Here is a 24830-nt window from a genome sequence, read left to right as displayed (position 1 = left end):
TTAAATCAGCCCACGCTGAGCGAGTGCCTGGTGTGCCAACAACGGATCTTCGGCCAGGGACAAATCAGCAATGACGGAGGTTCTGGTGGACAATTCGGTGTGGTGAATGGTCACCGTTGGTCCGACGATCATTTTTGGGCAACTGACGCCGTTCAAAAGTTTCGGCAGCTGCGAAAGGTTCATGGCTTTGCTGGAATACAGCAGTACGCCCCGGGCTTGCAGGTGATCGACCGCCAGCGCCAATTCGCCGACGGGCAGCGGCCAGTCGAACACCTCCACCGGGCAATCGGCGCTACTGATCAGCCACGCGGTTAGCCATAGGTGGGGTTCCAGTGGCAGGTCCGAATGGTTGATCAACAGCAGTGGCGAGGTGTGCAGCTGGCGGTTGTTATGGTAGATGCGCGCGCCGAATTTGCTGCGTAGCCAGGAATAAAAGAACACGCGCTCCATTTGAGCACCGAACTGTCCCTGCCAGCGTTGTTCCAGTTCTGCCAGCAATGGCATCAGCAGCTGTTCGCACAGGGTTCGCGGCGGGTACAGCGACATCGCCTGATTGATGGTGTCGTCCAACGTACGTTCGGTCAGTCGCGTGACCGCCTGCAGCAAAGTCTGGCGCAGCAATTGCCAATCGTTTTCCACCGATTCGCTAAAGGCCTGTGGGGTGTCGAGCAGTTGCTTGACCTGGCTGACGGCGACGCCGCGGTTGAGCCAGGTGAGGATCGTCAGGATCCGTTGCACATGCTCGGCCGAGAACAGCCGATGCCCCTTGGGTGTGCGCTGCGGCACGATTAAGCCATAGCGCCGCTCCCACGCGCGCAAGGTGATGGCGTTGACGCCGGTCTGCCTTGCCACTTCGCGAATCGGCAGCCAGCCTTCATCGAGGGCTTTCTTGAAGTCCGTGCCAAGGCCTTCGCTGGCGCTGCTATCGAGTGGGGTTTTCATTAGATGGCGTTTCGCAAGCTGAGATTTTCCGGGTGCGGTTGCAGGTAAACCTGTTGCGCGATGTACGGATCCGGATGTTGGCGAAAGTGATGCTTGAGCAGCGTCAGGGGCACCACCAGTGGCACGATGCCCAGGCGGTACTGGCCGATGACGTGCTGCATTTCCTGTTTGTCCTCGGCGCTTATCGCTTGTTTGAGATAGCCACTGATGTGCTGCAAGACATTGGTGTGGGTGCGGCGCGTGGCGCATTTTTTCAGGGCGGCCATCAGTTCGCTGAAGTATCGCGGGCCGAGTTCTTGCGGATCGCTGTGGCCCATATTGCCCAGCAGGTTGCCCAGGGTTTTGTATTGCACCGGGTTGTGAGCCATCAGCAAGTACTTGTAGCGCGAATGAAAATCCGTGAGGCCGCGTCGGCTCAGGCCATCTTGCAGCAGTTGCTGCCAGGCGCTGTAGGCGAACACGCGGGTAAGGAAATTTTCTCGCAGCACCGGGTCGTTGAGCCGGCCGTCCTCTTCAACCGGCAAGTCAGGATGCAAGGTGCAGAACGCCTGGGCGTAAATGCCTTGGCCACCGCCGTTCAGCGGTGCGCCGTTGGAGTGATAGACCTTGACCCGCTCCAGGCCACAGGATGGGGATTTTTGCATGAAGATGTAGCCGCAAATATCGTCCAGCTCCGTAGCCATTTTTTGCCCGTACTCGGCCAGTGGCCGGGTGACATTGAGGTGGCGATCGACCGTGCCGACGGCTTCGGGCTGATCCGGATCACCCACCAGCCGGATCGGCTCGCGAGGAATGCCCAGGCCGATGGCGACCTCTGGGCAGACGGGCACGAAGTCGAAGTAATCGGTGAGGATGCGGTTGCACAGTTGTGATGCCTTGTGCCCGCCGTTGTAGCGCACCTCGGCACCCGTCAGGCAGGCACTGATGGCGATTTTCGGTTTGGTGGCTGGCAGTAGCATCGGAGCACCTCGGAATCTAAACTTGTACAGATTCGTAATCATGTACAACTTAGCTTCATCATAGATCCAAAGGTGTGCAAGTCAAATTATTTGTATAAGTTTTAATGGGCCCTACGCCCAACCGAACTTCCAGTTGTTCTGATCGGAGAGTTTTTGCCACTCGATCCGTTCACTGCGTTGGGTAAGCACTGCCTGCAATTCAACCTCCCGCACCGTTCCGTCCTCATCACGAAACAGCTCAGTCACCAGAAAATGTTTTTCGCGGTGTTGCGGGTGCGCTGCTGTCCATTTCGACAGCAGCAATTTGCCGGGGTTGATGTGGTTCACTGCAAGTGTGCATGCAGGCGGCGGGCGGCTTCCTGGCCGCTGAGCCACGCACCTTCGACGCGTCCGGACAGACACCAGTCGCCGCACGCATACAGGCCCAGGTCCGCATCGGCCAGGGTGCCCCATTCATGGCTGCTGGCGGGGCGGGCGTAGAGCCAGCGGTGGGCCAGGCTGAAGCTGGGCGCGGGCATGGCATCGTGCAACAGCTCGGCGAATGCGCCGTGCAATTGCTCGATCACTGCTTCTTTTGGCAAGTCGATATGCTGGCGACTCCAGGCGCTGGTGGCGTGTAACACCCAGGTGTCGAGGGTGTTGTCGCGCCCCGGTTTGCTGCGATTGCGAGCCAGCCAGTCAAGCGGACTGTCTTGCACGAAGCAGCCCTCCATCGGCGTTTCCAGGGGAGTCTCGAACGCCAGTGCCACGGCCCAGGTGGGGTCCATTTTTACCCCGGCGGCGGCGCCAGCGAGCTTCGGCGCGGAGGCCAACAGTGCGGTTGCCTGAGGTGCCGGGGTGGCGATGATCACATGACTGAACGGACCATGGGTAAAGCCTTCGGCATCCTGCAGATGCCAGTGTTCTTCGCCGCGATACACCTCGGTGATCCGGCAGGCGAAATGCACTTCCAGGTCGCCCAGCAGGGCGCGGGTGATGGCGCTCATCCGAGGGGTACCGACCCAGCGCGTCTGTTCGTCCGGCGACAGATCGAGCTGGCCGCCATGGAAGGTATACAGCTGCGGTGTCCATTCGGCGACCCAACCATGGGCCTGCCAGCGCTGGACTTCGGTGACAAAGCGACGGTCGCGGGCGGTGAAATATTGCGCGCCCATGTCCAGGGCACCCGCATCGCTGCGCTTGCTCGACATGCGTCCGCCGCTGCCGCGGCTTTTATCGAAAAGTTGCACGACATGCCCCAGGTCGGTCAGGGCTTGTGCGGCTGAGAGTCCGGCAATGCCGGTGCCGATGATTGCGATAGGTACAGTCATAAGGGCCTCGTTTACCTGTCTGTACAGACTACGCCGGGGTTGAAACCTGTACAATATTGTTTTTTGGTATAACTTTCAGCGTTCTCGTTCTGACAGCTTGGCCTATTGTTAAACACAGAGCCTGCCCGATACCAAAAGATCCCTTACTTATAAAAATAGACTAGTGATCAGGGTAAAACGCCACGCGAGGAAGTAGTCATGCACATATTGCTGACCGGCGGTACTGGTTTGATAGGACGTCAGCTCTGCCGACACTGGTTGAGTCAAGGGCATCGCCTGACAGTCTGGAGCCGGACGCCGGCAAAAGTCGCCAAAATCTGCGGCGCCCAGGTGCGTGGTATTGCGCGGCTTGAAGAGGTGGGGCAAGACCCGGTGGACGCCATCGTCAATCTGGCCGGTGCGCCGATTGCCGATCGCCCATGGACCCACAAGCGCAAAGCCCTGTTGTGGAGTAGCCGCATCACCCTGACTGAAACCCTGCTGGCCTGGCTCGAAAGCCGTGAACAGAAACCGCAGATACTGATTTCGGGGTCCGCGGTCGGTTGGTACGGCGATGGTGGCGAGCGTGAACTGACCGAGAATTCGCCACCGGTCATCGATGATTTCGCCAGTCAGTTATGCATAGCCTGGGAGGAAACTGCCCAGCGCGCCGAAGGTCTGGGCATGCGCGTGATCTTCATTCGCACCGGGCTGGTGTTGTCGGCAGAGGGCGGCTTTTTGTCGCGCCTGTTGCTGCCATTCAAACTGGGGCTGGGCGGGCCTATTGGCAGTGGCCGGCAGTGGATGCCGTGGATTCATATCAACGATCAAATCGCCCTGATTGATTTTCTTCTGCATCAGCAAAGCGCCAGTGGTCCTTATAATGCCTGCGCGCCCATACCGGTGCGCAACCGCGAGTTCGCCAAGACGTTGGGCAGCGTGCTGCACCGCCCGACGTTCATGCCCATGCCGGCGCTGGCTTTAAAGGTCTGCCTGGGCGAGTTGTCATTGCTGTTGCTGGGCGGCCAGAAGGCAGTACCGGCTCGCTTGCTGGAAGCGGGTTTCACTTTCCAGTTCACTGATTTGCGCGCGGCCCTGGACGATCTTTCCAGCCGCCTTTGAAATAGGACGTTGCATGACCGATCACGCATTGCTTCTGGTCAATCTGGGCTCTCCGGCTTCCACCTCGGTGGCGGATGTGCGCAGTTACCTCAATCAATTTCTGATGGACCCGTACGTGATTGACCTGCCATGGCCGCTGCGGCGCTTGCTGGTGTCGCTGATCCTGATCAAGCGCCCCGAGCAGTCGGCGCATGCCTACGCGTCGATCTGGTGGGACGAGGGGTCGCCGCTGGTGGTGCTCAGCCGTCGCCTGCAACAGGCCATGACTGCGCAGTGGCATCACGGCCCGGTGGAGCTGGCGATGCGTTACGGTGAGCCGTCGATTGAATCGGCACTGGTGCGCCTGGCAGCACAAGGGCATAAGCGGATCACACTGGCACCGCTTTATCCACAATTCGCCGACAGCACCACCACGACGGTGATCGAAGAAGTCAAACGCGTACTGCGTGAGAAAAACCTCGACGTGCAACTGTCGGTGCTCCAGCCGTTCTACGATCAACCGGAATACCTCGATGCGCTGGTGGCCACGACCCGGCCTTATCTGGAACAGGACTTCGATCACCTCCTGTTGAGCTTCCACGGTTTGCCGGAGCGGCACCTGACGAAACTCAACCCGGGGCACAGCTTCGAAGGCGGGGGCGATTGCTGCGCCGGTGCACCGCCGCAAGTGGTCGCGACCTGTTATCGCGGTCAATGCCTGCGCACCGCCGCAGCGTTCGCCAAGCGCATGGGATTGCCGGACGGCAAATGGTCGGTGTCGTTCCAGTCGCGCCTGGGGCGAGCCAAGTGGATCGAGCCCTACACCGAAGCTCGCCTGGATGAACTCGGCAAAAGCGGCGTCAAGAAAGTGTTGGTGATGTGCCCGGCCTTCGTGGCCGATTGCATCGAGACGCTGGAAGAAATCGGCGATCGCGGGCTGGAGCAATTCCGCGAAGCGGGGGGGGAAGAGTTGGTGCTGGTGCCGTGCCTCAACGATGATCCGCAGTGGGCGAAGGCGTTGAATGCCTTGTGCGAAAGGGCGCCGTTGATGCTGTAAGAGGTGGTAATTGTGAAGAGGTGCCAATTGTGGTGAGGGGATTTAGCGAAACGTCGCACCGCCCCGTTGGGTCGCGCAGCGGCCCTAAAAAATGGGACTGCTGCGCAGTCCAACGGGGATGAATCCCCTCGCCACAGGGTTAGATCAGCGGCTCATTCGCCTTCTTGTGCTTCCAGCTGTCATTGCCCGGCAGGATCAGGTTCAGCGCAATCGCCACCACCGCGCAGAGCGCGATGCCTTTGAGGCCGAAGTCGTCCGGGCCGGTGCCAGTACCGACCAGCACGCCGCCAATACCGAACACCAGGGTCACCGAGACGATCACCAGGTTGCGTGCTTCGCCCAGGTCGATCTTGTGGCGAATCAGCGTGTTCATCCCCACGGCCGCAATCGAGCCGAACAACAGGCAGAGAATCCCGCCCATCACCGGCACCGGAATACTTTGCAGCAGCGCACCGAATTTGCCGATGAACGCCAGGCTGATGGCGAAGATCGCCGCCCAGGTCATGATTTTCGGGTTGTAGTTCTTGGTCAGCATCACCGCGCCGGTGACTTCGGCGTACGTGGTGTTGGGTGGACCGCCGAACAGGCCGGCGGCGGTGGTGGCAATGCCATCGCCCAGCAGGGTGCGATGCAGGCCAGGCTTCTTCAGGTAATCGCGACCGGTCACGCTACCCACGGCGATCACGCCGCCGATGTGCTCGATGGCCGGGGCCAGGGCCACCGGAACGATGAACAGAATCGCCTGCCAGTTGAATTCCGGGGCAGTGAAGTTCGGAATCGCGAACCAGGGTGCAGCGGCAATTTTCGCGGTATCGACCACGCCAAAGTAGAACGCCATGCCAAACCCCACCAGCACGCCGGAAATGATCGGCACCAGGCGGAAAATGCCTTTGCCGAACACTGCGACGATCAGGGTGGTCAGCAACGCCGGCATCGAGATCAGCATCGCCGTCTGGTAATGAATCAGTTCGCTACCGTCGCCAGCCTTGCCCATCGCCATGTTGGCAGCAATCGGCGCCATGGCCAGGCCGATGGAGATGATCACAGGGCCAATTACCACCGGCGGCAGCAGGCGGTCGATGAAGCCAGTGCCTTTGATTTTCACTGCCAGGCCGAGGAAGGTATAGACAAAACCGGCCGCCATCACGCCACCCATGGTCGCGGCGAGACCGAACTGGCCCTTGGCGAGAATGATCGGGGTGATGAACGCGAAGCTCGACGCCAGGAACACCGGCACCTGACGCCCGGTGACGATCTGGAACAGAATCGTCCCCAGGCCTGCGGTGAACAGCGCCACGTTCGGGTCGAGACCGGTGATGAGCGGCATCAACACCAGGGCCCCGAAGGCCACGAACAGCATCTGGGCGCCAGACAGCACCGTGCGCCAGAGCGGATCGTTGAACTCTTGCTGCATGCTCACGCGTCCTTCTGCTTGGTGCCGAAGATCTTGTCGCCAGCATCACCCAGGCCCGGGATGATGTAACCGTGTTCGTTGAGTCTCTGGTCGATGGAAGCGGTGTAGATGGTCACGTCCGGGTGAGCCTTCTCGACAGCGGCGATGCCTTCAGGGGCGGCAACCAGCACCATGGCGCGGATTTCGCGGCAACCGGCCTTTTTCAGCAGGTCGATGGTCGCAACCATGGAGCTGCCGGTGGCGAGCATCGGGTCGATGATCATCGCCAGGCGTTCGTCGATTTCCGGCACCAGTTTCTCGAGGTAGGTGTGGGCTTCGAGGGTTTCCTCGTTGCGGGCCACGCCCACGGCGCTGACTTTGGCGCCCGGGATCAGGCTCAGCACGCCTTCGAGCATGCCGATACCGGCGCGCAGGATAGGTACCACGGTAATCTTCTTGCCGGCGATCTTCTCCACCGACACGGTGCCGCACCAACCCTCGATATCGTAGGTTTCCAGCGGCAGGTCTTTGGTGGCTTCATAGGTCAGCAGTGCACCGACTTCCTGAGCGAGCTCGCGGAAATTCTTCGTGCTGATGTCTGCGCGGCGCATTAGGCCAAGTTTGTGACGGATCAGCGGGTGGCGGATCTCGAGGATGGGCATGGGAAAGGCTCCGGCGGCGGGCAAAAAAACCGGCCTAGATTAATCTATCCGAGGTTGTTGTCCTATAGACATAGAGTACGTTAGTCCACAAACGCTTGATCTGGCCGTTCGGGATGCGTACCTTTGCCCGCTTTTCCGAATCCGTCCCCCCCATTGGAGAGCGCCATGTCCGCTGATCTCGAGCATATCCGTCAAATCATGCGAGAGGCTGACTGCCTGTACACCGAAGCTGAAGTCGAGGCGGCCATCGCCCGCGTCGGTGCACACATCAACGATCAATTGGCGGACAGCAACCCGGTGGTGTTCTGCGTGATGAACGGCGGGCTGATTTTCGCCGGCAAACTGCTCACTCACCTGCAATTCCCGCTGGAAGCGTCCTACCTGCACGCCACCCGCTATCGCAACGAAACCAGCGGCGGCGAGCTGTTCTGGAAGGCCAAGCCGGAAGTGTCGTTCATCGACCGTGATGTACTGATCATCGACGACATCCTCGACGAAGGTCATACCCTGGGCGCTATCATCGACTTCTGCAAACACGCCGGCGCACGTAAAGTGCACACTGCCGTGCTGATCGACAAGGACCACGACCGCAAGGCTCGTCCGGACTTGAAGGCCGATTTTGTCGGTTTGCCGTGCATCGACCGTTACATCTTTGGCTACGGCATGGACTACAAAGGCTACTGGCGTAACGCCAACGGGATTTTTGCCGTTAAAGGAATGTAAGAACATGAACGTGCCGAGCTTTCTTGATCAGACCCTGTTCGCCGAGTTGGCCGAGAAAGCCGCGGCCAACCCTCGCGGGCGCCAGCATCACAACTTCCACCAGATGGCAGACGCCTGCCATCGCATGGCCGTGGGGTTGCAACCTTCGACGTATATCCCGCCCCATCGTCACCTGGGCGACAACAAGGCCGAAACCTTGTTGGTGCTCAAGGGGCGGCTGGGCGTGTTGATCTTCGATGAGTCCGGCGCTGTCCTGAGCAAGACGGTCCTGCAGGCCGGTGGCGACTGTGTCGGCGTGGACCTGCCTACGGGAGTGTTCCACGGCCTGGTAGTGCTCGAAGCCGATAGCCTGATGTTCGAGTGCAAGGCGGGTCCCTATCGTCCGGTCGGCGAAGGTGAGCTGGCGCATTGGGCGCCACGTGAAGGCGACCCCGGTGTTGCCGAGTATCAGGCCTGGATGCGCGCGCAGTTCGATTGATTGATTTTGCAACGCGTTCACCCTTGGAGCCTGTCATGAGTCTGTTTATCCGCTGCTGTGCCGCCCTGTTGCTGACCCTCAGCCTGCCCCTGGCGGCCGCCCCGGCACCTATGCACGGGCAGTTCCTGCCGCCGGATGACCTGACCCTGCGTGACGCGGAACCGGAGCAGCAACAACTGCTGCAAGTCACCGAGTATTCGGTGGTGGTCGGCAGTCAGCGCCAATCCAGCCAGCAGCCGATCCCGGTCACCTCGCCGCTGATGATTCGCCTCAAGGGCAAATCCTTGAACAAGGGTGCGACCATCAGTCAGGTGCTTGTCAATTTCGATGGCGAAAGCAAAAGCCTGAAAAAACCACTCTACGACGACAAGAGCAAAACGTTGACGCTTTATTACCCGCTGGCTCAATACCGGGTGGTCATCGACTTGTTGCGTAACGACACGGTGTATTGCCAGTTTCTCAGCTACGCCAACGGCCACATCTGGGCCGATCTGCACACCGGGGCTGTTCGTCCGCGTTGAGCCCGGCGCCCGCGCAGGGGTAAACTGCCCGCCCCGTGAAATGTCTGCGAGCTGGAGTCGGCAATGCGTAAAGATAAGAAACAAGTGATTGGTGACGAGATCGGCGATGAGCAGATCAAGTTGTTCCTCGATTTCGAACCGGTCGACGCGACTTCTCCGTCCCTGCACAAGCTGATCAAGGCCTACCGTGGTCTGCGGATCGACGACTTCGAGCGTTTCCTGACGTTCTTCGTCGAGGCAGGCCTGGACCTGGACGGCAAGGATGAGCACGGCAAGGACTTCGTTGCCCTGATCCAGGATCAGCGCAATGCGCCGGACTACATCGAGTTGATCGAGAAGGCTCGCGGCTGATCTATCTGAGGCGAACCGAATCCCCTCGCCACAAAGTCAGTTGAGCCAGCGATATTGGTTTCATCAGGCAAAAAAACGCCCCGCCATCAATGATGGACGGGGCGTTTTTCATGGGGCCGGATCAAGCGTAGCTTTCAGTCTCGCTACTGGCCTCAACCAGTTCCAGGGCAACGTTGTTCTGCGTGTTGATCTTGCGATACAGCGCCGCGTCGGTTTCCAGGACTTTCTCCCGGGCCGGGAAGATCTCTGCCAGTTTGGCAGCCCATTGACCCTTGGCTTTGCCCGGGAAGCATTTTTCGATCAGTTCCAGCATGATCGAAACCGTCACCGAGGCACCTGGCGAGGCGCCGAGCAGGGCGGCAAGGGAACCGTCCTTGGCCGCGACCAGTTCGGTACCGAATTGCAGGACGCCGCCTTTTTTCGGGTCTTTCTTGATGATCTGCACCCGTTGGCCGGCCACTTCCAGGCGCCAGTCTTCGGCTTTCGCTTCAGGGTAGAAGCGACGCAGGGACTCCAGGCGCTGCTCCATCGACTGCATCACTTCGCTGACCAGGTACTTGGTCAGGTCCATGTTGTTTTTCGCCACCGCCAGCATCGGGCCGATGTTGCCGGCGCGAACCGACATCGGCAGGTCCATGAAGGAACCGTGCTTGAGGAACTTGGTGGTGAAACCGGCGTAAGGTCCGAACAGCAGGGATTTCTTGCCGTCGACGACACGGGTATCCAGGTGCGGCACGGACATCGGTGGCGAACCCACGGCAGCCTGGCTGTAGACCTTGGCCTGGTGGTGCTTGACCACTTCCGGGTTGTCGCAACGCAGCCATTGGCCACTGATCGGGAAACCGCCGAAGCCTTTGCTCTCTTCGATGCCCGAAGCCTGCAACAGCGGCAATGCCGCGCCGCCAGCGCCGAGGAAGACGAACTTGGCGTCGACTTCACGGCTGTTGCCGCTGTTGACGTCCTTGATGCTGACAGTCCAGCCGCCGTTGTTGCGCTTGAGGCCGGTCACCCGCTTGCAGTACTTGACCTGGGCATCGGGGGCGCTGGTCAGGTGCTTGAGCAACTGGTTGGTCAGGGCGCCGAAGTTGACGTCGGTACCGTTGATCACGCGAGTGGCCGCGAGGGTTTCGCCAGGATCGCGCCCCGGCATCATCAGCGGCATCCACTCGGCCATCTTGGCCTTGTCTTCGGTGTATTCCATGTCGTCGAAGGCGTGGTGCTTGCTCAGCACGTTGAAGCGTTCCTTGAGAAAGGACACGCCGCTCTCGCCCTGCACGAAACTCAGGTGTGGCACCGGGCTGATAAACGATTTGCACGAGCCGAAAGTGCCTTTCTTGGTCAGGTACGACCAGAACTGCTTCGACACCTCGAACTGGGTGTTGATGTGCACGGCTTTCTTGATGTCGACGGTGCCATCGGCAGCCTGCGGCGTGTAGTTCAGCTCGCACAGGCCGGCGTGACCGGTACCGGCGTTGTTCCACGGGTTGGAACTCTCCGCGGCACCGGAATCCATCAGCTCGACGACTTCCAGCTTGATCGCGGGGTCGAGCTCTTTGAGCAGTACCGCGAGGGTGGCACTCATGATGCCGGCCCCAACCAGTACTACGTCGACTGCTTCGTTATGCGCCATTTAACGCGTCTCCAAAATCTGCAGCACCAAATTGTCGGCATGGCTGCCAGGAGTGACGGGGCGTGTCAGTGATGCCCCAGGTACCCATGGCAGGATCGCCATGTCCGAATCTTCGCAATTTTTCGCAACTTCGACGGACGCTACCTGCCGGGTCTAATAAGAGTCATATGAACTCATTTCAACGAGCGACTGGCAATTCGACTTATGGTCGATACATCCGCTTGTGCAACCAAATCCGTAGCGGACAGGCTTCAGGCTCCGGTATTCGAGGTGTACTCGGTCCTGTGTCGTTGGGCTGTACTGGACGCTAATGGTGCATATTCAGACGCAAAACTATTCATTTGCTCGCCACACTCTTGTGAAGTTGTGAAAACCCGTTTTTTTCACGCTCTTTTGGAGACGTGAACCTCAAAAAAGGGCTGTCCCAGCCTGGCACCGTGCCCGAAATACGGGCAAACAGCTCAGTGACCGAGCGTAATGACAGCTCTGCAGATTCGCGAAAAGTGGAGGTTTTGCCAAAGGAACAGCAAGCGCGCCAGCTTCACTCGATCTGTGTGGGCGGCTCTCTGTGGGCGGTGCGGGGTGCCAAAACCGAAGCATTGACGATGCTGCGAGGCCCGATCAGGAGACGTCCTTATAATCGGGGGGAGATTGTAGCGAAGAAACGCAGGGAATTGGTCGTGTTTAATGACTTTTATTAGGCGTCTGGTCAGGTCGCCATCAGGTGCTGTGCCCGTGAGTGCGGTGGATGCGGGCTGACGCGGGCACTGGCGGGCAGGGGTTGCTGCAGCCAGTTGAGGCGAATTTCTTCGATTTCGACCCAGCCATCGCCCATGGGCTGGAGGCTGCACTGCTTGAATGCCTGGCAATGGCCGTTGCTGTCGAGCAGGGCAAAGCTGCGGTGCCGTGGGCGTGGGGCGAACAGCGAAACGAGAAAGCGCATGGCGAAGTACCTTCCGGGTGACTGTTGTGAAGAATGGCAGCGAGCCGTTACGTGCAAGTGTATGGGGGGTGACAGATGTGTGACAGGAAGGGGATTCTGAAACTTTTGTCAGAATTTTCTGCAATTGTTGCGCTGGTTCGCTGCAGTGGCGCACCGCTATACTGCGGGCCTGTTAGTGCCTGATTCTGGAGAGAAGAGTATGTTGCAACGCCTGTTGTTCGGTTTGATCACTGTGACCAGCTTGACGTTGGTCGGCTGCGCCCACAGCCCGCAACAACTGAACCCGGAACCCAAGCTGACGGCTCAACTGGCGCCGGTCGGCCACGGCCAGCCGGTGGTGGTGCGAGTGGTCGACGGGCGTCCGTCGCCAACCCTGGGCACCCGTGGCGGTCTGTACCCGGAAACCAGCGCGATTACCGTGCAGGGCGCGCAGATCCTGCCGAAACTGCAGGCGCAGGCCGAAGCGGCCGTGCGGTTGCTGGGCTTCACCCCGACAGCTAATGCGCTGAACGCGCCACAAATCACCGTGACCCTGGCCGAGTTGAAGTACCAGTCGCCGAAAGAAGGCATGTACGTTACCGAAGCCACCATTGGCGCGACCTTCCGTTCCGATGTGCAGAATGCCAACCGTCGTTACAGCGGTCGTTATGGCGCGTCCCTGGACCAGCGTTTTGGCATGGCACCGAACCAGGAAACCAACACCAAGCTGGTCAGCGACGTGTTGAGCGATGCGTTGACCCGCTTGTTCAAGGATCCAACCGTGGGTCAGGTTCTCGGCGAGTAAACGGTTCGCCAGATGCCGAAAAGCCCGGTGCCAGCAATGACCTCGGGCTTTTTTCTTGGCCATTGGTCATTTGATTTGTTAATTGTCTCAACGGCAGGGGCAGGCGCGCAGGCTTTCGGTAGAATTCGCCCGCGGTCGCAGGTGAGGTGCCTGCTGCCAAGGTTTTTTTGAGGTTTGTGATGTCGCTGCATTTGATGACGCTGTTTACCGCCCATCCCGCCAAATTGATCAATCTGCTGGCCTTGCTGCTTACCTTCCCGGGCGGTTGGTTGCTGCACGCCACGCGTCGCCGTGAACAGCGCGCGATGGCCAGTCTCCAGGCGCAGCGCCAGAGCAGTCCAAGTCAGGAACCGACGCTGGATTGGGCAACCCTGCGCATGAACCGGTTTTTCTACCGCTTCGGTTTTGCCTGCCTCGGCTTGGCGCTGCTCGTATCCTGGATCAGCACGCGCGTCTGAACACTGTGGTGAGGGGCTTCAGTGGGGAGGGGGTTTTTGTGGCGAGGGGATTTATCCCCGCTCGGCTGCGAAGCAGTCGCAAACCCTGAGAATGCGGTGTATCAGAAAGATCGCAGTTACAGGTTTTGGGACTGCTGCGCAGTCCAACGGGGATACATCCCCTCGCCACAAGCGGTTAAAGCGGCAATCCAGCCTTCACCCGATACTGATTGCGCACCGGGGTCGCATATTGCAGCACCAGGTACGGGCGATGTTCTTCGGGGCAGGCGTCCAGGCGTTGCTGCCATTGATCCTGAGCCTTGGCCAGTTCGTCGGCCGGGAACATCTTGCTGGCGCTTGGCACCTGCAGTTGCGGGTCGGCATCCTGCCATTGGGCGTAGGCCAGGTAGTGCACCGGGAACAAGCGGTAACCGCCGAGAATCTGCCTGTCCATCTCGACCGCCAATTGCTTGGTGTCTTCGAACAGCTCGGTGATGGGCGCCGCAAAGTTCACGTGCACCCGGCCCTTGTAGCCGGTGATGCCCTTGGCGATGCTCACGTCATCCTCGCCCGGGGCCTTGGTGTAGCTGCCGGTGGTGGCGCGGATGTAGAGTTCGCGGGCCTTGGCCTGGTCGCACGGATCGTACTCATAGCTGATCGACACGGGGGTCAGGTTCAGCGAGCGGATAACCTCGCCGAACGGCTCGTCCTTGCGGCTCATGTGGAACATCTTGAGGATCGCCGACTCGGTGCGGTCGTCGCCGTCCTTGGCCCGACCTTCGGCCTGGGCGATCCAGATCGAGGCACAATCGTTGCGGATCGAATGGTTGATGTACGCCGACAGCAGTTGGTACGCCGCCATTTTCTCGCGGCGACCGCTGATCGAGCGGTGCACGATGAAGCTCTTGTTCAGGCGCATGAGATCGCTGACAAAGGGCTTCTGCAGCAGATTGTCACCGATGGCGATGCGCGGGGTCGGCAGGCCGGCGTGGTACACGGCGTAATTGACGAAGGCCGGGTCCATCACGATGTCACGGTGGTTGGCGATGAACAGATAGGCACTGCCGGACTTGAACTGCTCCACACCGGTGTACGTCACACCGTCCGTGGCGCGCTCGATGGTGTGGTCGACGTAGTACTCGACTTTGTCCTGCAAGGTGGCAACCGACGTGATGCCAGCGAACTCGCGGCGCAGCCGATGAGCTATAAGGGGTTTGAGTGCCCAGCCTAAGGCGCCGGCAAAACGCGGGAAGCGGAAGTGGGTGAGGATATCTAGAAACGCCTTGTCGCCGAGCAGTCGTGCCAGCACCGCTGGGACTTCGCAATCGTCGTAAGGTCGGATGGCATCGAATTCGCCCATCATGCTCTCTTGTTAGAAACGGCTAGGGTAAGTAAAGGTTTTGATCGAAAACCAGCGGGGCAGGGTCTGAAAAAGTAGTCAGACAAAATAGCCCTGCAAATAGACCGGCGATTATACGCACAAGTCACCTGGGGAGACCGCGATGCTGGAAACTGCGCAGTATGAATGTCCGTATTGTGGTGAGGCGGTTGAGACTACGCTGGATTTATCCGGCGGTGATCAAACCTATATCGAGGACTGTCAGGTCTGTTGCAAGCCGATAACCTTCGTTCTGCAAGTTCACGGTGAGGAATGGCATCTCGAAGTTTTCAGTGAAAACGAATGAGGGGTGTGTATGCAGCGAGTCTACGAACCGGAAAACCTGATGGAAGGCGAGTTGCTGCAGGGCATGCTCGCCAGCGAAGGCATCGAAGCGCATCTGGTGGGGCGAGATCTGGTTGGCGCCTCTGGTGAACTGCCGATCTTTGGTGTGCTGGGGCTGGCGGTGGATAATGACCAGGCTGAATACGCCCGCGAGCTGATCACCGCGTACAATGCTGCGCTGCCGCTGTCCGGCGATGAACCAGACAGCTTTCCCGGCACGCTGGTCTGTTAGGCTGGCGTTCGTTTGATCAAGAGTCGTGCTGCCCCATGTGTGGACGTTATGCCCTGTTTCGCTGGAATCGCGACTTTGCGACCCTGCCAGGTTTTCCAGCCGATCAACAGGCCCAGTGGAACATTTCCCCTAATGATTCGGTGCTGATGCTGCGCGCAGGCCAGGACGGCCAGCGTGAACTGGCCCGCGCCCGCTGGGGCCTGACACCGCCGTGGCTGACCGACTTATCCCGCACCCCGGCCCATGCCCGGGCCGAAACCGTTGCCGAACAGCCGATGTTTCGCGAGGCTCTGCGTCAGCGCCGCTGCCTGCTGCCGGCCAACGGTTTCTATGAATGGCGCGGTACCACTCGCAAGCGGCCGTACTGGCTGACACCAGGTGAGGGCTCGTCGCTGTTTTTCGCCGCCATTTGGGAGGCCTACCCGGTGCAGGAGCAGGTGTGGCTGAGCACGGCGGTGATCACGCAACCGGCGGCGAGTCAGCGTCGACCATTGATTCTCGATGAGGTGGGGCAGGAAATCTGGCTCGATCCCGAGACGCCGCTGCATGCCTTGCAAGCCTTGCTCGCCAGCGAACCCGCTGCGTTGCGTGAGCGGGTGCTGGCCAACATGGTCAATGATCCGAAGCTCAATGGGCCGGAGTGTCTTACTCCGGGTTGAAAAGATCGCAGCCTGCGGCAGCTCCTGTAGGAGCTGCCGCAGGCTGCGATCTTTTGACCTTGCTCTTGAACTCGCTGCTGTCCGTTCAACTGGCGTTGTGATTTTTTTCCTGCGTTGATGAGAGCTTTGCTGGAAATAGACGTCTTATCTCTTGTGTATCTGGCGTCGATACATTTCCACGCCTAGGATAGGCGGCAGTTTTCATGGAGTTTTTCGATGAACAAGATTTTGGTCGTAGGTGCACTGGGCGCAGCGCTTCTGCTCACCGGCTGCCAGTCGGTCAACACCACCAGCGGTGGCGCCGTGGGTGTTGAACGCAAGCAATACATGTTCAGCATGCTGTCCACTGATGAGGTCAATCAGATGTACGCCCAGTCTTATCAAAAGACCGTGGGCGAGGCGAGCGGCAAGGGTGTGCTGGACAAGACCAGCAGCGATGCCAAGCGCCTCCAGTTGATTTCCGATCGGCTGATTGCCCAGGCTCCGGTTTTTCGTCCGGATTCGGCCCAGTGGAATTGGGAAGTCAATCTGATCAAGAGCGATGAGCTCAACGCCAACTGCGGGCCTGGTGGCAAGATCATTTTCTATACCGGCCTGATGGACAGCCTGAAGCTGACCGATGACGAAATCGCCGCCATCCTCGGCCACGAAATCGCCCACGCCCTGCGCGAGCACGGTCGTGAGGCGATGTCCAAGGCCTATGGCATGGAAATGGCCAAGCAGGGCGCCGGTGCCTTGTTCGGCCTGGGTCAGGGCAGCCTGGCTCTCGCCGATGCCGTGGCCAACTACGGCATGACCTTGCCCAACAGCCGGTCCAATGAAAACGAGGCGGACCTGATTGGCCTCGAGCTGGCCGCGCGTGCCGGCTACGACCCGAACGCCGCGATCACCTTGTGGAACAAGATGGCCAAGGCATCGGAAGGTTCGCCGCCTGAGTTCATGAGTACTCACCCGGCTTCGTCGAGCCGTATTGCTTCGTTGCAGGCGGCGATCCCGAAGGTCATGCCGCTTTACGAGCAGACCAAGAAGCACTGATAAAGATGCGGTGAGGCCGCTGGCGCCATCGTCGGAACGCCGCCCGGAGCAAGCTCGCTCCCACATTGGTTTTGTGATCGACACTGACCCCTGTGGGAGCGAGCTTGCTCGCGAAGAACGATAACGCGGTCTACCGACCTACACCGTCAAACCCACCCGCTGCTCTGCATTGCCTTGTACACCGCGACAATCGCCAGGATGAAAAACGCCGACGCCGCCAGTCGACGGATCAACGTCAATGGCAGTTTGTCCGCCGCAAAGTTGCCCGCCAGAACCACCGGCACGTTGGCAATCAACATGCCGAGGGTGGTGCCGATGATCACCAGCCATAGTTCAGGATATTGCGCGGCGAGCATCACGGTCGCGATCTGGGTCTTGTCGCCGATTTCCGCGAGGAAAAACGCAATCAACGTGGTCAGGAACGGTCCGAACTTGCGGGCGGTACTGGCTTCGTCATCGTCCATCTTGTCCGGCACCAGGGTCCACAGTGCCGTCGCGGCAAAGCTGGCGGCGAGAATCCAGTGCAGCATCGTGTCGGAGAAGAAACTGCCAACCCAGGCGCCTACCGCGCCGGCCGCCGCATGGTTGGCCAGGGTCGCGGCTACGATGCCGGCGATGATCGGCCAGGGTTTGCGAAAACGGGCGGCGAGAATGAGCGCGAGCAATTGCGTCTTGTCGCCGATTTCGGCCAAGGCAACGATGGCGGTGGGTACCAGTAGTGAATCCAGCATCAGGGTTTTTCCTAAGGGGCGGGTCGACACGGCTATGACACGTACAGCCTTCCCGCCCCGGGTAAGGTGTTCGTGTCATAGGTCTTGTCAAACCCTGCGATCCGTCTGATGCGGACGCTTGGGTCGCATGCGCCATGGTCTGTTGACCAAGTATGTTGACGCATGCCGGACGAGCATGGCGCTCGTGGGAGACTACTCCCCTAGGACGGTGCGGATTCTGCCTAGGCAAAATCCATTCGGCAAGTACAAATGTCTATCCGCGTTTTGCACGGTAGATGCGGAAACCCTGTCCTTCGGCCTTGATTGCGCAGACCCCGAGATGCTCTTCGATCAGTGGTTGATACTTCAGGAAGCTATTCGCCACAAGCCGAAGTTCGCCGCCATTTTTCAGATGTTTTGCCGCTTTTCGCAGCAGGTTTTCTGTTGCGTAGTAATCGGTGTGCACGCCGACATGGAAGGGTGGGTTGCTCAGGATGGCGCTCAATCCCATCGGTGCAGCATCGATGCCGTCACCGGTAATGACGTCTGCTTCCAGACCGTTGGCCGCCAGGGTCAGGCGACTGCTGGCAGCGGCAAAGGCATCGACATCCAGCAACGTGACCTGGTTATGGGGATAACGACGTTTCACCGCCGCGCCCAACACCCCTGCGCCGCAACCGAAGTCCAGCAAGTGGCCGCTTGGCAGTTTATCGAGGTGTTCCAGCAATAGCGCACTGCCACGATCCAGTCGACCGTGGCTGAACACGCCTGGCAGGCTGATGACTTTCAACGGGCCTTCGGCCAGCGGCAATTCATAAGTATGGGCCAGGCTTTCCAGCGGTTTGGCGTCTGGTGCGTTGGCCACGGTGACCAGCCAGAGCTGGCAATGCCGCGCGCTGTCGAGCTTGCGTGGTTTGCCAAACGGGTTCAGCTGTTTGGCGGCGCCTTCGATGCCGCTTTTTTTCTCACCGACCAAGTACAACTCGCGGCCGGCCAGCCGAGAGGCGAGCGCGTTGAGGATGTAATCGGTCAGGTCCTTGGACTTGGGCAGAAACACCACGGCGCTATCGAATGCGCGCTCAGGCGCGTTAACACCAAAATGGCTGCGCTCGGCGAAGCGCGCATCCAGCGCGGCCTGATCGCCGGCGTGCCAACTCCAGCCATGGGCGTCGGGCAGGCGGCCCAACAAGTCGTCGGCGGGCAGACCGGCCAACAACACCGAACCCTGGAATAACTCAGCCTGACGAAGCAGTACTTCACTGCGCGGATCCATAACTGCTCCTGTGAAAAAAAGTGCCGCAGTTTATCAACTGACGACCCGCAGCGCCTCACCGTTGAAGTATCCCAGGGCGTTTTCGGTCAATTGGCCAACGATTCGCTGCCGCGCTTCGCGACTGCCCCAGGCGTTGTGCGGGGTGACGATCAGGCGTGGAATGTCCTGGGCCAGCAGTGGATTGCCGTTGACCGGCGGCTCCACGCTCAGCACGTCGGTGGCGGCACCGCCCAGGTGACCGTTGCGCAAGGCATCGGCCAGCGCCTGCTCGTCGATCAAGCCGCCACGGGCGGTGTTGACGACGAAGGCGCCGGGTTTCATCGAAGCCAGTTCTGGGGCCCCGATGAAGTGGCGGGTGTGTTCGTTGAGCGGGCAGTGCAGGGTCAGCGCGTCGATTTGCGGCAGCAGTTGTTCCAGCGGCAAGCGGTCTGGCCGGGCGGGGCGTCCCGGAATCTGGCCCAGCAGCACGTGCATGCCAAAGGCTTCGGCCAGGCGCGCGACCGCACCGCCCAATTCGCCATGACCGAGCAGACCAAGGGTTTTGCCTTGCAGCTCGACGATCGGGTAATCCAGCAGGCAGAACTGTTTGGCCTGTTGCCAGCGCCCCTCACCGACGGCTTTCTGATAGTCGGCCAGACGCGTTGCCAGGTTGAGCAGCAGCATGATCGTGTGCTGTGCCACGGATGGTGTGCCGTAACCCTGGCAGTTGCACACGGTTATTCCATGGGCACGGGCGGCCGCGAGGTCGACGTTGTTGGTGCCGGTGGCGGTGATCAGGATCAGTTTCAGCTCGGGACTGGCAGCGATGGCGGCCGCGTCGATCCGGATTTTATTGGTGATGGCGACGCTGGCGCCCTTGAGATGATCGATCACCTGATCGGGTAAGGTCTGGGCGAACAGCTGCAGTTCGCTGAAAGCTTCGCGCAGCGGGCTGAGGTCGAGATCGCCCAGGTCCAGGGACGGGTGGTCGAGGAAAACAGCGCGGTGAATGTTCGTCATCAACTGTACCTTTTGTGCAATGAACTGAAGGCGTAATCTGCCGAGCCTACCAGATGAAATAAATAGTTACGCTTGGCCTAAAGGAGCCCCCATGTACTGGACCGAGTTCTTGACCGTTGCGCTGATTCACCTGCTGGCCGTGGCCAGCCCCGGCCCGGACTTTGCCGTGGTGGTACGGGAAAGCGTGACTCATGGTCGTCGCGCCGGCACCTGGACAGCGCTTGGCGTCGGTACGGCGATTTTCCTCCACGTTGGTTACTCGCTGCTGGGCATCGGCCTGATCGTGTCCCAGTCGATCGTCCTGTTCAACGCCTTGAAATGGGCCGCCGCCGCTTATCTGCTGTACATCGGTTTCAAGGCGCTGCGGGCGAAACCGGCCAAGGCCGTGACAGACGATCTGCACAAGGAAGCCGGCGAGCGCACCGCGCGTGGCGCCTTCACTTCGGGGTTTGTGACCAACGGTCTGAACCCGAAAGCCACGCTGTTTTTCCTGTCGCTGTTCACCGTGGTGATCAATCCGCATACACCGCTGGCCGTGCAGGCCGGTTACGGGGTTTACCTGGCGGTGGCGACAGCGATCTGGTTCTGCCTGGTGGCCATGCTCTTCAGCCAGCAGCGCGTGCGCGCCGGTTTCGCCCGCATGGGTCATTGGTTCGACCGGACCATGGGCGCGGTGTTGATCGCCATTGGTGTGAAACTCGCGTTTACCGAGATGCACTGACCAAACACAAATCCCTGTAAGAGCTGCCGCAGGCTCGGGCCGCGTTCGGACGATCTTTTGATCTTCAAAAAGCCAAATCAAAAGATCGCAGCCTGCGGCAGCTCCTACATGTGCGGTTCTGCAAATCATCCCTTTGGCTGATTTGGCTGGCGATCAGGGGCACTACAGTGCTTACTCTACAGTCACGACCGAGTAGTCAGAAAAGGGATTCTTATGTTGCAGACTCGCGTTATCCCCCCAGCCGAAGGCGCTTACCAGTATCCGCTGCTGATCAAACGGCTGCTGATGTCCGGCGCGCGTTATGAGAAAACCCGCGAGATCGTTTACCGCGACCAGTTGCGCTACAGCTATCCGACCCTGATCGAACGGGTCGCACGGCTGGCCAATGTGCTGACGGCTGCCGGGGTCAAGCCCGGGGATACCGTGGCGGTGATGGACTGGGACAGCCACCGATACCTGGAATGCATGTTTGCCATTCCGATGATCGGCGCGGTGATCCACACCATCAACGTGCGCCTGTCGCCGGAGCAGATCCTCTACACCATGAATCACGCCGTGGACCGCTATGTCCTGGTCAACAGCGAATTCGTCGGACTGTACAACGCGATCGCCGGGAACCTGACCTCGGTCGAGAAAACCCTGCTCCTGACCGACCTGCCGGAAAAGACCGCCGACCTGCCAAACCTCGTCGGTGAGTACGAGCAATTGCTGGCAGCGGCAAGCCCGCAGTACGACTTCCAGGACTTCGACGAAAACTCGGTGGCGACCACGTTCTACACCACGGGCACCACTGGCAACCCCAAGGGCGTGTATTTCACCCATCGGCAGCTGGTGCTGCACACTATGGGTGTATCGACGATTATGGGGGCGATCGACAGCGTGCGCCTGTTGGGCACCAACGACGTGTACATGCCCATCACGCCGATGTTCCACGTGCATGCCTGGGGCCTGCCCTATGTGGCGACCATGCTCGGGCTCAAGCAGGTGTATCCGGGACGCTACGATCCGGAGTATCTGGTGGAGTTGTGGCGCAAGGAAAAAGTCTCCTTCTCGCACTGTGTGCCGACCATCCTGCAGATGGTCCTCAACGCCAAGGCTGCCCAGGACACTGACTTCGGTGGCTGGAAAATCGTCATCGGTGGCAGTGCGCTCAACCACGCGCTGTACGAAGCCGCGAAGGCCAAGGGCATTCAGTTGACCGCCGCCTACGGCATGTCGGAGACCGGGCCGCTGGTGTCCTGCGCGCACCTCAATGATGAACTGATGGCCGGAACCGAGGACGAACGCACCACCTACCGGATCAAGGCCGGTGTGCCAGGGCCGTTGGTGGAAGCGGCGATCGTCGACGCCGAAGGCAACTTCCTGCCGGCCGATGGCGAAACCCAAGGCGAACTGGTGTTGCGTGCGCCGTGGCTCACCGAGGGCTATTTCAACGAACCGCAGAAGGGCGCCGAACTCTGGGCCGGTGGCTGGCTGCACACCGGGGACGTGGCAACCCTGGACAGCATGGGTGTGATCGACATTCGCGACCGGATCAAGGACGTGATCAAGACCGGGGGCGAGTGGATCTCCTCCCTGGACCTCGAAGACCTGATCAGTCGTCACCCGGCGGTACGCGAAGTAGCAGTGGTGGGGATTGCCGATCCGCAGTGGGGCGAGCGGCCGTTTGCCTTGCTGGTACTGCGCGAGGGCCATGCCATCGGCGCCCGGGAACTCAAGGAGCATCTCAAGCCGTTCGTGGAGCTGGGGCACCTGAGCAAGTGGGCCATTCCGAGTCAGATCGCCCTTGTTACTGAAATTCCCAAGACCAGTGTCGGTAAGCTCGACAAGAAGCAAATTCGCATCGACATCACCAAATGGCAGGCCAACAACAGCACCTTCCTCTCGACGCTTTAAGCGTCCCTTGGCGTGCCCAAAAGGGCACGCCAGCCCCACCAAGCAAGCGCTTGGCTTGTCAAATCCGGATTTTCAGCCATTCTTGCCATGCCGACAGGTGTCGGCATGGCAAAGGACTGTTCCAGAGTGGCTGGCAGGCGCAAATCACACTTTAGAGGGATCAAGCACTACTACCTGCTGGCTATAGTCCGCTCAAGGATTTTTAAGAACGGAGCAAACGCACAAACCGGGGCGATGCAACTTTGGAATGACTTTTGGGAAGCCATGGCTCCCTGTTATCCAAGCGTTTTTAGAAGTGCTCACTGCCATAACAATAAAATGCACATGGAGTAGCGTCGATGACATCAGTAAACCAGTTCTGGCGCCGGGCTAAACTGCCTCTGGCCGTCAGCCTTGCCTCTACGCTCGCCGGGCCTGCATTCGGCGTCAGTTTCAACATCGGTGAAATCGAAGGTCAATTCGACTCTTCCCTGTCGGTCGGTGCGAGTTGGTCTACTGAAAGCGCCAACAAAAACCTCATCGGCGTCAACAACGGCGGTCGCGGCCTGTCCCAGACTTCCGATGACGGTCACTTGAACTTCAAAAGCGGTGAAACCTTCTCGAAAATCTTCAAGGGTATCCATGACCTTGAGTTGAAGTATGGCGACACCGGCATTTTCGTCCGTGGCAAATACTGGTACGACTTTGAGCTCAAGGACGAGAGCCGTCCGTTCAAGGACATCAGCGACAGCAACCGCAAGGAAGGCGCCAAATCCGCCGGCGGCCAGATCCTCGACGCTTTCGTCTATCACAACTACGCCATTGCCGATCAGCCAGGTTCCGTACGTCTGGGCAAGCAAGTGGTGAGCTGGGGTGAAAGTACCTTCATCGGCGGCGGTATCAACTCGATCAACCCGATCGATGTGTCCGCATTCCGTCGTCCCGGTGCCGAGATCAAGGAAGGCCTGATCCCGGTCAACATGTTCTACGTGTCCCAGAGCCTCACCGAGAATCTCTCGACCGAAGCGTTCTACCAGATCGAATGGGACCAGACGGTTGCCGACAACTGCGGCACCTTCTTCTCGCAACCGGACGTGATCGCCGATGGTTGCGACCAAAACCTGGCCGTGCTGCGGACCCGTAACGGGATCAACAACGCTCTGGCGGCGGCGGGGCTGCCGGCCGGGGCGCGTAACGCTGCCATCAACACGCTGGCTGCCAGGGGCGTGACCTGGGGTAACCCGGATGAAGGCGTCATTGTTCGTCGTGGTCCGGATCGCGATGCGCGTGACAGCGGCCAGTTCGGCGTGTCCTTCAAGTACATGTTCGAGCCGCTGGACACCGAGTTCGGTGGCTATTTCATGAACTACCACAGTCGTGCGCCGATTTTCAGTGGCAAGGGTGCCCCTGCGAGTGCCTATAACCCGCAGGCACTGGGCGCCGCACTGGGCGGCGCACTGATTGGCGCGGGCATTCCGCCCGCCGCCGTGGGTGGTATCGTGGGTGGCCCGACGGGTCTGGCTGCACAGTTTTTGCCGTTGCAAGTGGCAGGTAACTCCAGTTACTTCGTCGAATACCCGGAAGACATTCGCCTGTATGGCCTGAGCTTCTCCACCACGTTGCCAACCGGTACCGCGTGGAGTGGTGAAATCAGCTACCGTCCGAACGCACCGGTACAGCTCAACACCACCGACATCCTCTTTTCCGGCCTGACGCCACTGAACCCTAACGTTTCCGTGCTCCAGGGCGCGCCAGGGCAGGATCAGCATGGCTATCGCCGCAAGGAAGTGACCCAGCTGCAAACGACCTTGACCCACTTCTTCGACCAGGTGATGGGCGCCGAGCGTCTGACCCTGGTGGGTGAGGTCGGCTGGACCCACGTCGGCGGCCTGGAAAGCAATTCCAAGGCACGTTACGGCCGTGACCCGAGCTATGGCCCTGGCCCATTGCCAAACAATCAGTGCGTGACATTGAACAGCGGAACGCTGGCAGGCGGGCCGCAAAACAACGTCAGTCGCTACTGCGAAAACGACGGCTACACCACTGCCAACTCCTGGGGTTATCGCGGTCGCGCCATCTGGGAATACAACGACGTATTCGCCGGTGTGAACCTCAAGCCGAACGTGGCCTGGTCCCACGACGTGGAAGGTTACTCCCCTGGCCCTGGCGGCAACTTCGAGGAAGGTCGCAAAGCGGTCAGCCTGGGTGTCGATGCCGAGTACCAGAACACCTACACCGCAAGCCTGGCGTACACCAACTTCTTCGACGGCAAGTACACCACCGTGGATGACCGCGACTTCGTTGCGCTCAGCTTCGGCGTGAACTTCTAAGCA

General features: G+C 59.8%; 27 protein-coding genes and 1 riboswitch. Of the genes, 15 read left to right on the top strand and 12 right to left on the bottom strand.

Going from position 1 to position 24830, the window contains the following annotated elements; genetic code table 11:
• The 4 genes from ACA058_RS26160 to ACA058_RS26145 form a co-directional block, all read right to left on the bottom strand.
• Window positions 1-942 (bottom strand): MerR family transcriptional regulator, encoded by a 942-nt coding sequence (locus ACA058_RS26160; protein ID WP_497636546.1) that lies wholly within the window; start codon window positions 940-942, stop codon window positions 1-3.
• Window positions 942-1901, bottom strand: a complete 960-nt coding sequence (locus ACA058_RS26155; RefSeq protein WP_497636545.1) for a YbgA family protein — start codon at window positions 1899-1901, stop codon at window positions 942-944. The genes ACA058_RS26160 and ACA058_RS26155 overlap by 1 nt, the downstream gene beginning before the upstream one ends.
• Window positions 1902-2012: 111 nt before the next feature.
• Window positions 2013-2228: a TIGR02450 family Trp-rich protein gene (locus ACA058_RS26150; protein WP_497636544.1), complete on the bottom strand. Its 216-nt coding sequence runs from the start codon at window positions 2226-2228 to the stop codon at window positions 2013-2015.
• Window positions 2225-3211, bottom strand: coding sequence for an NAD(P)/FAD-dependent oxidoreductase (locus ACA058_RS26145; protein WP_497636543.1), 987 nt, complete (start codon window positions 3209-3211; stop codon window positions 2225-2227). Before ACA058_RS26145 ends, ACA058_RS26150 begins: the two co-directional genes overlap by 4 nt.
• Window positions 3212-3409: 198 nt before the next feature.
• Between ACA058_RS26145 and ACA058_RS26140 the strand changes: the two genes are divergently transcribed.
• Together ACA058_RS26140 and hemH are read left to right on the top strand one after the other, a co-directional pair.
• Window positions 3410-4312 (top strand): TIGR01777 family oxidoreductase, encoded by a 903-nt coding sequence (locus tag ACA058_RS26140; protein ID WP_497636542.1) that lies wholly within the window; start codon window positions 3410-3412, stop codon window positions 4310-4312.
• Window positions 4313-4325: 13 nt separating this feature from the next.
• Window positions 4326-5348 (top strand): ferrochelatase, encoded by a 1023-nt coding sequence (gene hemH / locus ACA058_RS26135; protein ID WP_497636541.1) that lies wholly within the window; start codon window positions 4326-4328, stop codon window positions 5346-5348.
• A 139-nt stretch (window positions 5349-5487) separates the two neighbouring features.
• Here hemH and ACA058_RS26130 read toward each other — a convergent pair whose 3' ends face one another.
• Together ACA058_RS26130 and upp are read right to left on the bottom strand one after the other, a co-directional pair.
• On the bottom strand, window positions 5488-6762 hold the full coding sequence (locus tag ACA058_RS26130) for a uracil-xanthine permease family protein (RefSeq protein WP_497636540.1): 1275 nt from the start codon (window positions 6760-6762) through the stop codon (window positions 5488-5490).
• 2 nt (window positions 6763-6764) lie between these two features.
• Entirely contained in the window at window positions 6765-7403 is a 639-nt protein-coding gene (gene upp, locus ACA058_RS26125) for a uracil phosphoribosyltransferase (RefSeq protein ID WP_497636539.1), read from the bottom strand.
• 165 nt (window positions 7404-7568) lie between these two features.
• Between upp and ACA058_RS26120 the strand changes: the two genes are divergently transcribed.
• The 4 genes from ACA058_RS26120 to ACA058_RS26105 all read left to right on the top strand — a co-directional run bounded on the left by ACA058_RS26120 (window position 7569) and on the right by ACA058_RS26105 (window position 9476).
• Window positions 7569-8126 (top strand): hypoxanthine-guanine phosphoribosyltransferase, encoded by a 558-nt coding sequence (locus ACA058_RS26120; protein ID WP_046818972.1) that lies wholly within the window; start codon window positions 7569-7571, stop codon window positions 8124-8126.
• A 4-nt stretch (window positions 8127-8130) separates the two neighbouring features.
• On the top strand, window positions 8131-8604 hold the full coding sequence (locus tag ACA058_RS26115; protein WP_497636538.1) for a WbuC family cupin fold metalloprotein: 474 nt from the start codon (window positions 8131-8133) through the stop codon (window positions 8602-8604).
• Between the two features lie 35 nt (window positions 8605-8639).
• Window positions 8640-9125: a hypothetical protein gene (locus tag ACA058_RS26110; protein ID WP_497636537.1), complete on the top strand. Its 486-nt coding sequence runs from the start codon at window positions 8640-8642 to the stop codon at window positions 9123-9125.
• A 63-nt stretch (window positions 9126-9188) separates the two neighbouring features.
• On the top strand, window positions 9189-9476 hold the full coding sequence (locus ACA058_RS26105) for a PA4642 family protein (RefSeq protein ID WP_497636536.1): 288 nt from the start codon (window positions 9189-9191) through the stop codon (window positions 9474-9476).
• Between the two features lie 121 nt (window positions 9477-9597).
• Here the strand turns inward: ACA058_RS26105 and mqo are convergent, their stop codons facing one another.
• Window positions 9598-11106 (bottom strand): malate dehydrogenase (quinone), encoded by a 1509-nt coding sequence (mqo, locus tag ACA058_RS26100; RefSeq protein ID WP_497636535.1) that lies wholly within the window; start codon window positions 11104-11106, stop codon window positions 9598-9600.
• A 709-nt stretch (window positions 11107-11815) separates the two neighbouring features.
• Entirely contained in the window at window positions 11816-12049 is a 234-nt protein-coding gene (locus tag ACA058_RS26095; protein WP_497636534.1) for a hypothetical protein, read from the bottom strand.
• A 199-nt stretch (window positions 12050-12248) separates the two neighbouring features.
• Between ACA058_RS26095 and ACA058_RS26090 the strand changes: the two genes are divergently transcribed.
• On the top strand, window positions 12249-12833 hold the full coding sequence (locus ACA058_RS26090; protein ID WP_008060219.1) for a YajG family lipoprotein: 585 nt from the start codon (window positions 12249-12251) through the stop codon (window positions 12831-12833).
• Between the two features lie 179 nt (window positions 12834-13012).
• Entirely contained in the window at window positions 13013-13291 is a 279-nt protein-coding gene (locus tag ACA058_RS26085; protein WP_497636533.1) for a hypothetical protein, read from the top strand.
• A gap of 175 nt (window positions 13292-13466) precedes the next feature.
• Here ACA058_RS26085 and ACA058_RS26080 read toward each other — a convergent pair whose 3' ends face one another.
• Entirely contained in the window at window positions 13467-14633 is a 1167-nt protein-coding gene (locus ACA058_RS26080) for a 1-acyl-sn-glycerol-3-phosphate acyltransferase (RefSeq protein WP_497636532.1), read from the bottom strand.
• A gap of 139 nt (window positions 14634-14772) precedes the next feature.
• Between ACA058_RS26080 and ACA058_RS26075 the strand changes: the two genes are divergently transcribed.
• From ACA058_RS26075 to ACA058_RS26060, 4 genes are all read left to right on the top strand, one after another.
• The gene (locus ACA058_RS26075) at window positions 14773-14955 is read left to right on the top strand and encodes a CPXCG motif-containing cysteine-rich protein (RefSeq protein WP_497636531.1); all 183 of its coding nucleotides are present in this window, start codon (window positions 14773-14775) and stop codon (window positions 14953-14955) included.
• 9 nt (window positions 14956-14964) lie between these two features.
• Window positions 14965-15225: a putative signal transducing protein gene (locus ACA058_RS26070; RefSeq protein ID WP_497636529.1), complete on the top strand. Its 261-nt coding sequence runs from the start codon at window positions 14965-14967 to the stop codon at window positions 15223-15225.
• A 35-nt stretch (window positions 15226-15260) separates the two neighbouring features.
• Window positions 15261-15884 carry an SOS response-associated peptidase gene (locus tag ACA058_RS26065; protein ID WP_497636528.1) on the top strand — a complete coding sequence of 208 codons (624 nt, stop codon included), beginning with the start codon at window positions 15261-15263 and terminating at the stop codon, window positions 15882-15884.
• A gap of 216 nt (window positions 15885-16100) precedes the next feature.
• Window positions 16101-16919 carry a M48 family metallopeptidase gene (locus tag ACA058_RS26060; protein WP_497636527.1) on the top strand — a complete coding sequence of 273 codons (819 nt, stop codon included), beginning with the start codon at window positions 16101-16103 and terminating at the stop codon, window positions 16917-16919.
• A gap of 146 nt (window positions 16920-17065) precedes the next feature.
• On the opposite strand, the gene ACA058_RS26055 is transcribed toward ACA058_RS26060, so the two are convergent.
• From ACA058_RS26055 to ACA058_RS26045, 3 genes are all read right to left on the bottom strand, one after another.
• A complete protein-coding gene (locus tag ACA058_RS26055; RefSeq protein ID WP_008016665.1) occupies window positions 17066-17650 on the bottom strand; it encodes a TMEM165/GDT1 family protein in 585 nt (194 codons plus the stop codon).
• 89 nt (window positions 17651-17739) lie between these two features.
• Window positions 17740-17863: riboswitch (yybP-ykoY riboswitch) on the bottom strand.
• Between the two features lie 40 nt (window positions 17864-17903).
• Window positions 17904-18902, bottom strand: coding sequence for a methyltransferase (locus ACA058_RS26050; protein ID WP_497636526.1), 999 nt, complete (start codon window positions 18900-18902; stop codon window positions 17904-17906).
• 33 nt (window positions 18903-18935) lie between these two features.
• Window positions 18936-19901 carry a 2-hydroxyacid dehydrogenase gene (locus ACA058_RS26045; protein WP_497636525.1) on the bottom strand — a complete coding sequence of 322 codons (966 nt, stop codon included), beginning with the start codon at window positions 19899-19901 and terminating at the stop codon, window positions 18936-18938.
• A gap of 91 nt (window positions 19902-19992) precedes the next feature.
• Between ACA058_RS26045 and ACA058_RS26040 the strand changes: the two genes are divergently transcribed.
• The 3 genes from ACA058_RS26040 (at window position 19993) to ACA058_RS26030 (ending at window position 24827) form a co-directional block, all read left to right on the top strand.
• Window positions 19993-20622 carry a LysE family translocator gene (locus ACA058_RS26040; protein ID WP_497636524.1) on the top strand — a complete coding sequence of 210 codons (630 nt, stop codon included), beginning with the start codon at window positions 19993-19995 and terminating at the stop codon, window positions 20620-20622.
• Between the two features lie 213 nt (window positions 20623-20835).
• Window positions 20836-22518, top strand: a complete 1683-nt coding sequence (locus ACA058_RS26035; protein ID WP_497636523.1) for a fatty acid--CoA ligase — start codon at window positions 20836-20838, stop codon at window positions 22516-22518.
• 338 nt (window positions 22519-22856) lie between these two features.
• Window positions 22857-24827, top strand: a complete 1971-nt coding sequence (locus tag ACA058_RS26030) for a DUF1302 domain-containing protein (RefSeq protein ID WP_497636522.1) — start codon at window positions 22857-22859, stop codon at window positions 24825-24827.
• Window positions 24828-24830 lie beyond the last annotated feature (3 nt).

This window comes from Pseudomonas sp. LBUM1649, from assembly GCF_059716155.1.
Note: the sequence above shows the minus strand (reverse complement) of the source record. Positions and strands in the feature narration are given on the sequence as shown.

What these genes read in the sequence shown, in the direction of transcription:
- ACA058_RS26130 (WP_497636540.1), bottom strand. Translation starts at nt 6,762, where the DNA reads ATGCAGCAAGAGTTCAACGATCCGCTCTGGCGCACGGTGCTGTCTGGC.
- ACA058_RS26160 (WP_497636546.1), bottom strand. Translation starts at nt 942, where the DNA reads ATGAAAACCCCACTCGATAGCAGCGCCAGCGAAGGCCTTGGCACGGAC.
- ACA058_RS26040 (WP_497636524.1), top strand. Translation starts at nt 19,993, where the DNA reads ATGTACTGGACCGAGTTCTTGACCGTTGCGCTGATTCACCTGCTGGCC.
- ACA058_RS26080 (WP_497636532.1), bottom strand. Translation starts at nt 14,633, where the DNA reads ATGATGGGCGAATTCGATGCCATCCGACCTTACGACGATTGCGAAGTC.
- ACA058_RS26110 (WP_497636537.1), top strand. Translation starts at nt 8,640, where the DNA reads ATGAGTCTGTTTATCCGCTGCTGTGCCGCCCTGTTGCTGACCCTCAGC.
- ACA058_RS26105 (WP_497636536.1), top strand. Translation starts at nt 9,189, where the DNA reads ATGCGTAAAGATAAGAAACAAGTGATTGGTGACGAGATCGGCGATGAG.
- ACA058_RS26115 (WP_497636538.1), top strand. Translation starts at nt 8,131, where the DNA reads ATGAACGTGCCGAGCTTTCTTGATCAGACCCTGTTCGCCGAGTTGGCC.
- ACA058_RS26035 (WP_497636523.1), top strand. Translation starts at nt 20,836, where the DNA reads ATGTTGCAGACTCGCGTTATCCCCCCAGCCGAAGGCGCTTACCAGTAT.
- ACA058_RS26055 (WP_008016665.1), bottom strand. Translation starts at nt 17,650, where the DNA reads ATGCTGGATTCACTACTGGTACCCACCGCCATCGTTGCCTTGGCCGAA.
- ACA058_RS26065 (WP_497636528.1), top strand. Translation starts at nt 15,261, where the DNA reads ATGTGTGGACGTTATGCCCTGTTTCGCTGGAATCGCGACTTTGCGACC.
- ACA058_RS26085 (WP_497636533.1), top strand. Translation starts at nt 13,013, where the DNA reads ATGTCGCTGCATTTGATGACGCTGTTTACCGCCCATCCCGCCAAATTG.
- ACA058_RS26155 (WP_497636545.1), bottom strand. Translation starts at nt 1,901, where the DNA reads ATGCTACTGCCAGCCACCAAACCGAAAATCGCCATCAGTGCCTGCCTG.
- ACA058_RS26140 (WP_497636542.1), top strand. Translation starts at nt 3,410, where the DNA reads ATGCACATATTGCTGACCGGCGGTACTGGTTTGATAGGACGTCAGCTC.
- ACA058_RS26090 (WP_008060219.1), top strand. Translation starts at nt 12,249, where the DNA reads ATGTTGCAACGCCTGTTGTTCGGTTTGATCACTGTGACCAGCTTGACG.
- mqo (WP_497636535.1), bottom strand. Translation starts at nt 11,106, where the DNA reads ATGGCGCATAACGAAGCAGTCGACGTAGTACTGGTTGGGGCCGGCATC.
- ACA058_RS26050 (WP_497636526.1), bottom strand. Translation starts at nt 18,902, where the DNA reads ATGGATCCGCGCAGTGAAGTACTGCTTCGTCAGGCTGAGTTATTCCAG.
- ACA058_RS26120 (WP_046818972.1), top strand. Translation starts at nt 7,569, where the DNA reads ATGTCCGCTGATCTCGAGCATATCCGTCAAATCATGCGAGAGGCTGAC.
- hemH (WP_497636541.1), top strand. Translation starts at nt 4,326, where the DNA reads ATGACCGATCACGCATTGCTTCTGGTCAATCTGGGCTCTCCGGCTTCC.
- ACA058_RS26060 (WP_497636527.1), top strand. Translation starts at nt 16,101, where the DNA reads ATGAACAAGATTTTGGTCGTAGGTGCACTGGGCGCAGCGCTTCTGCTC.
- ACA058_RS26070 (WP_497636529.1), top strand. Translation starts at nt 14,965, where the DNA reads ATGCAGCGAGTCTACGAACCGGAAAACCTGATGGAAGGCGAGTTGCTG.
- ACA058_RS26145 (WP_497636543.1), bottom strand. Translation starts at nt 3,211, where the DNA reads ATGACTGTACCTATCGCAATCATCGGCACCGGCATTGCCGGACTCTCA.
- ACA058_RS26075 (WP_497636531.1), top strand. Translation starts at nt 14,773, where the DNA reads ATGCTGGAAACTGCGCAGTATGAATGTCCGTATTGTGGTGAGGCGGTT.
- ACA058_RS26095 (WP_497636534.1), bottom strand. Translation starts at nt 12,049, where the DNA reads ATGCGCTTTCTCGTTTCGCTGTTCGCCCCACGCCCACGGCACCGCAGC.
- ACA058_RS26030 (WP_497636522.1), top strand. Translation starts at nt 22,857, where the DNA reads ATGACATCAGTAAACCAGTTCTGGCGCCGGGCTAAACTGCCTCTGGCC.
- ACA058_RS26045 (WP_497636525.1), bottom strand. Translation starts at nt 19,901, where the DNA reads ATGACGAACATTCACCGCGCTGTTTTCCTCGACCACCCGTCCCTGGAC.
- upp (WP_497636539.1), bottom strand. Translation starts at nt 7,403, where the DNA reads ATGCCCATCCTCGAGATCCGCCACCCGCTGATCCGTCACAAACTTGGC.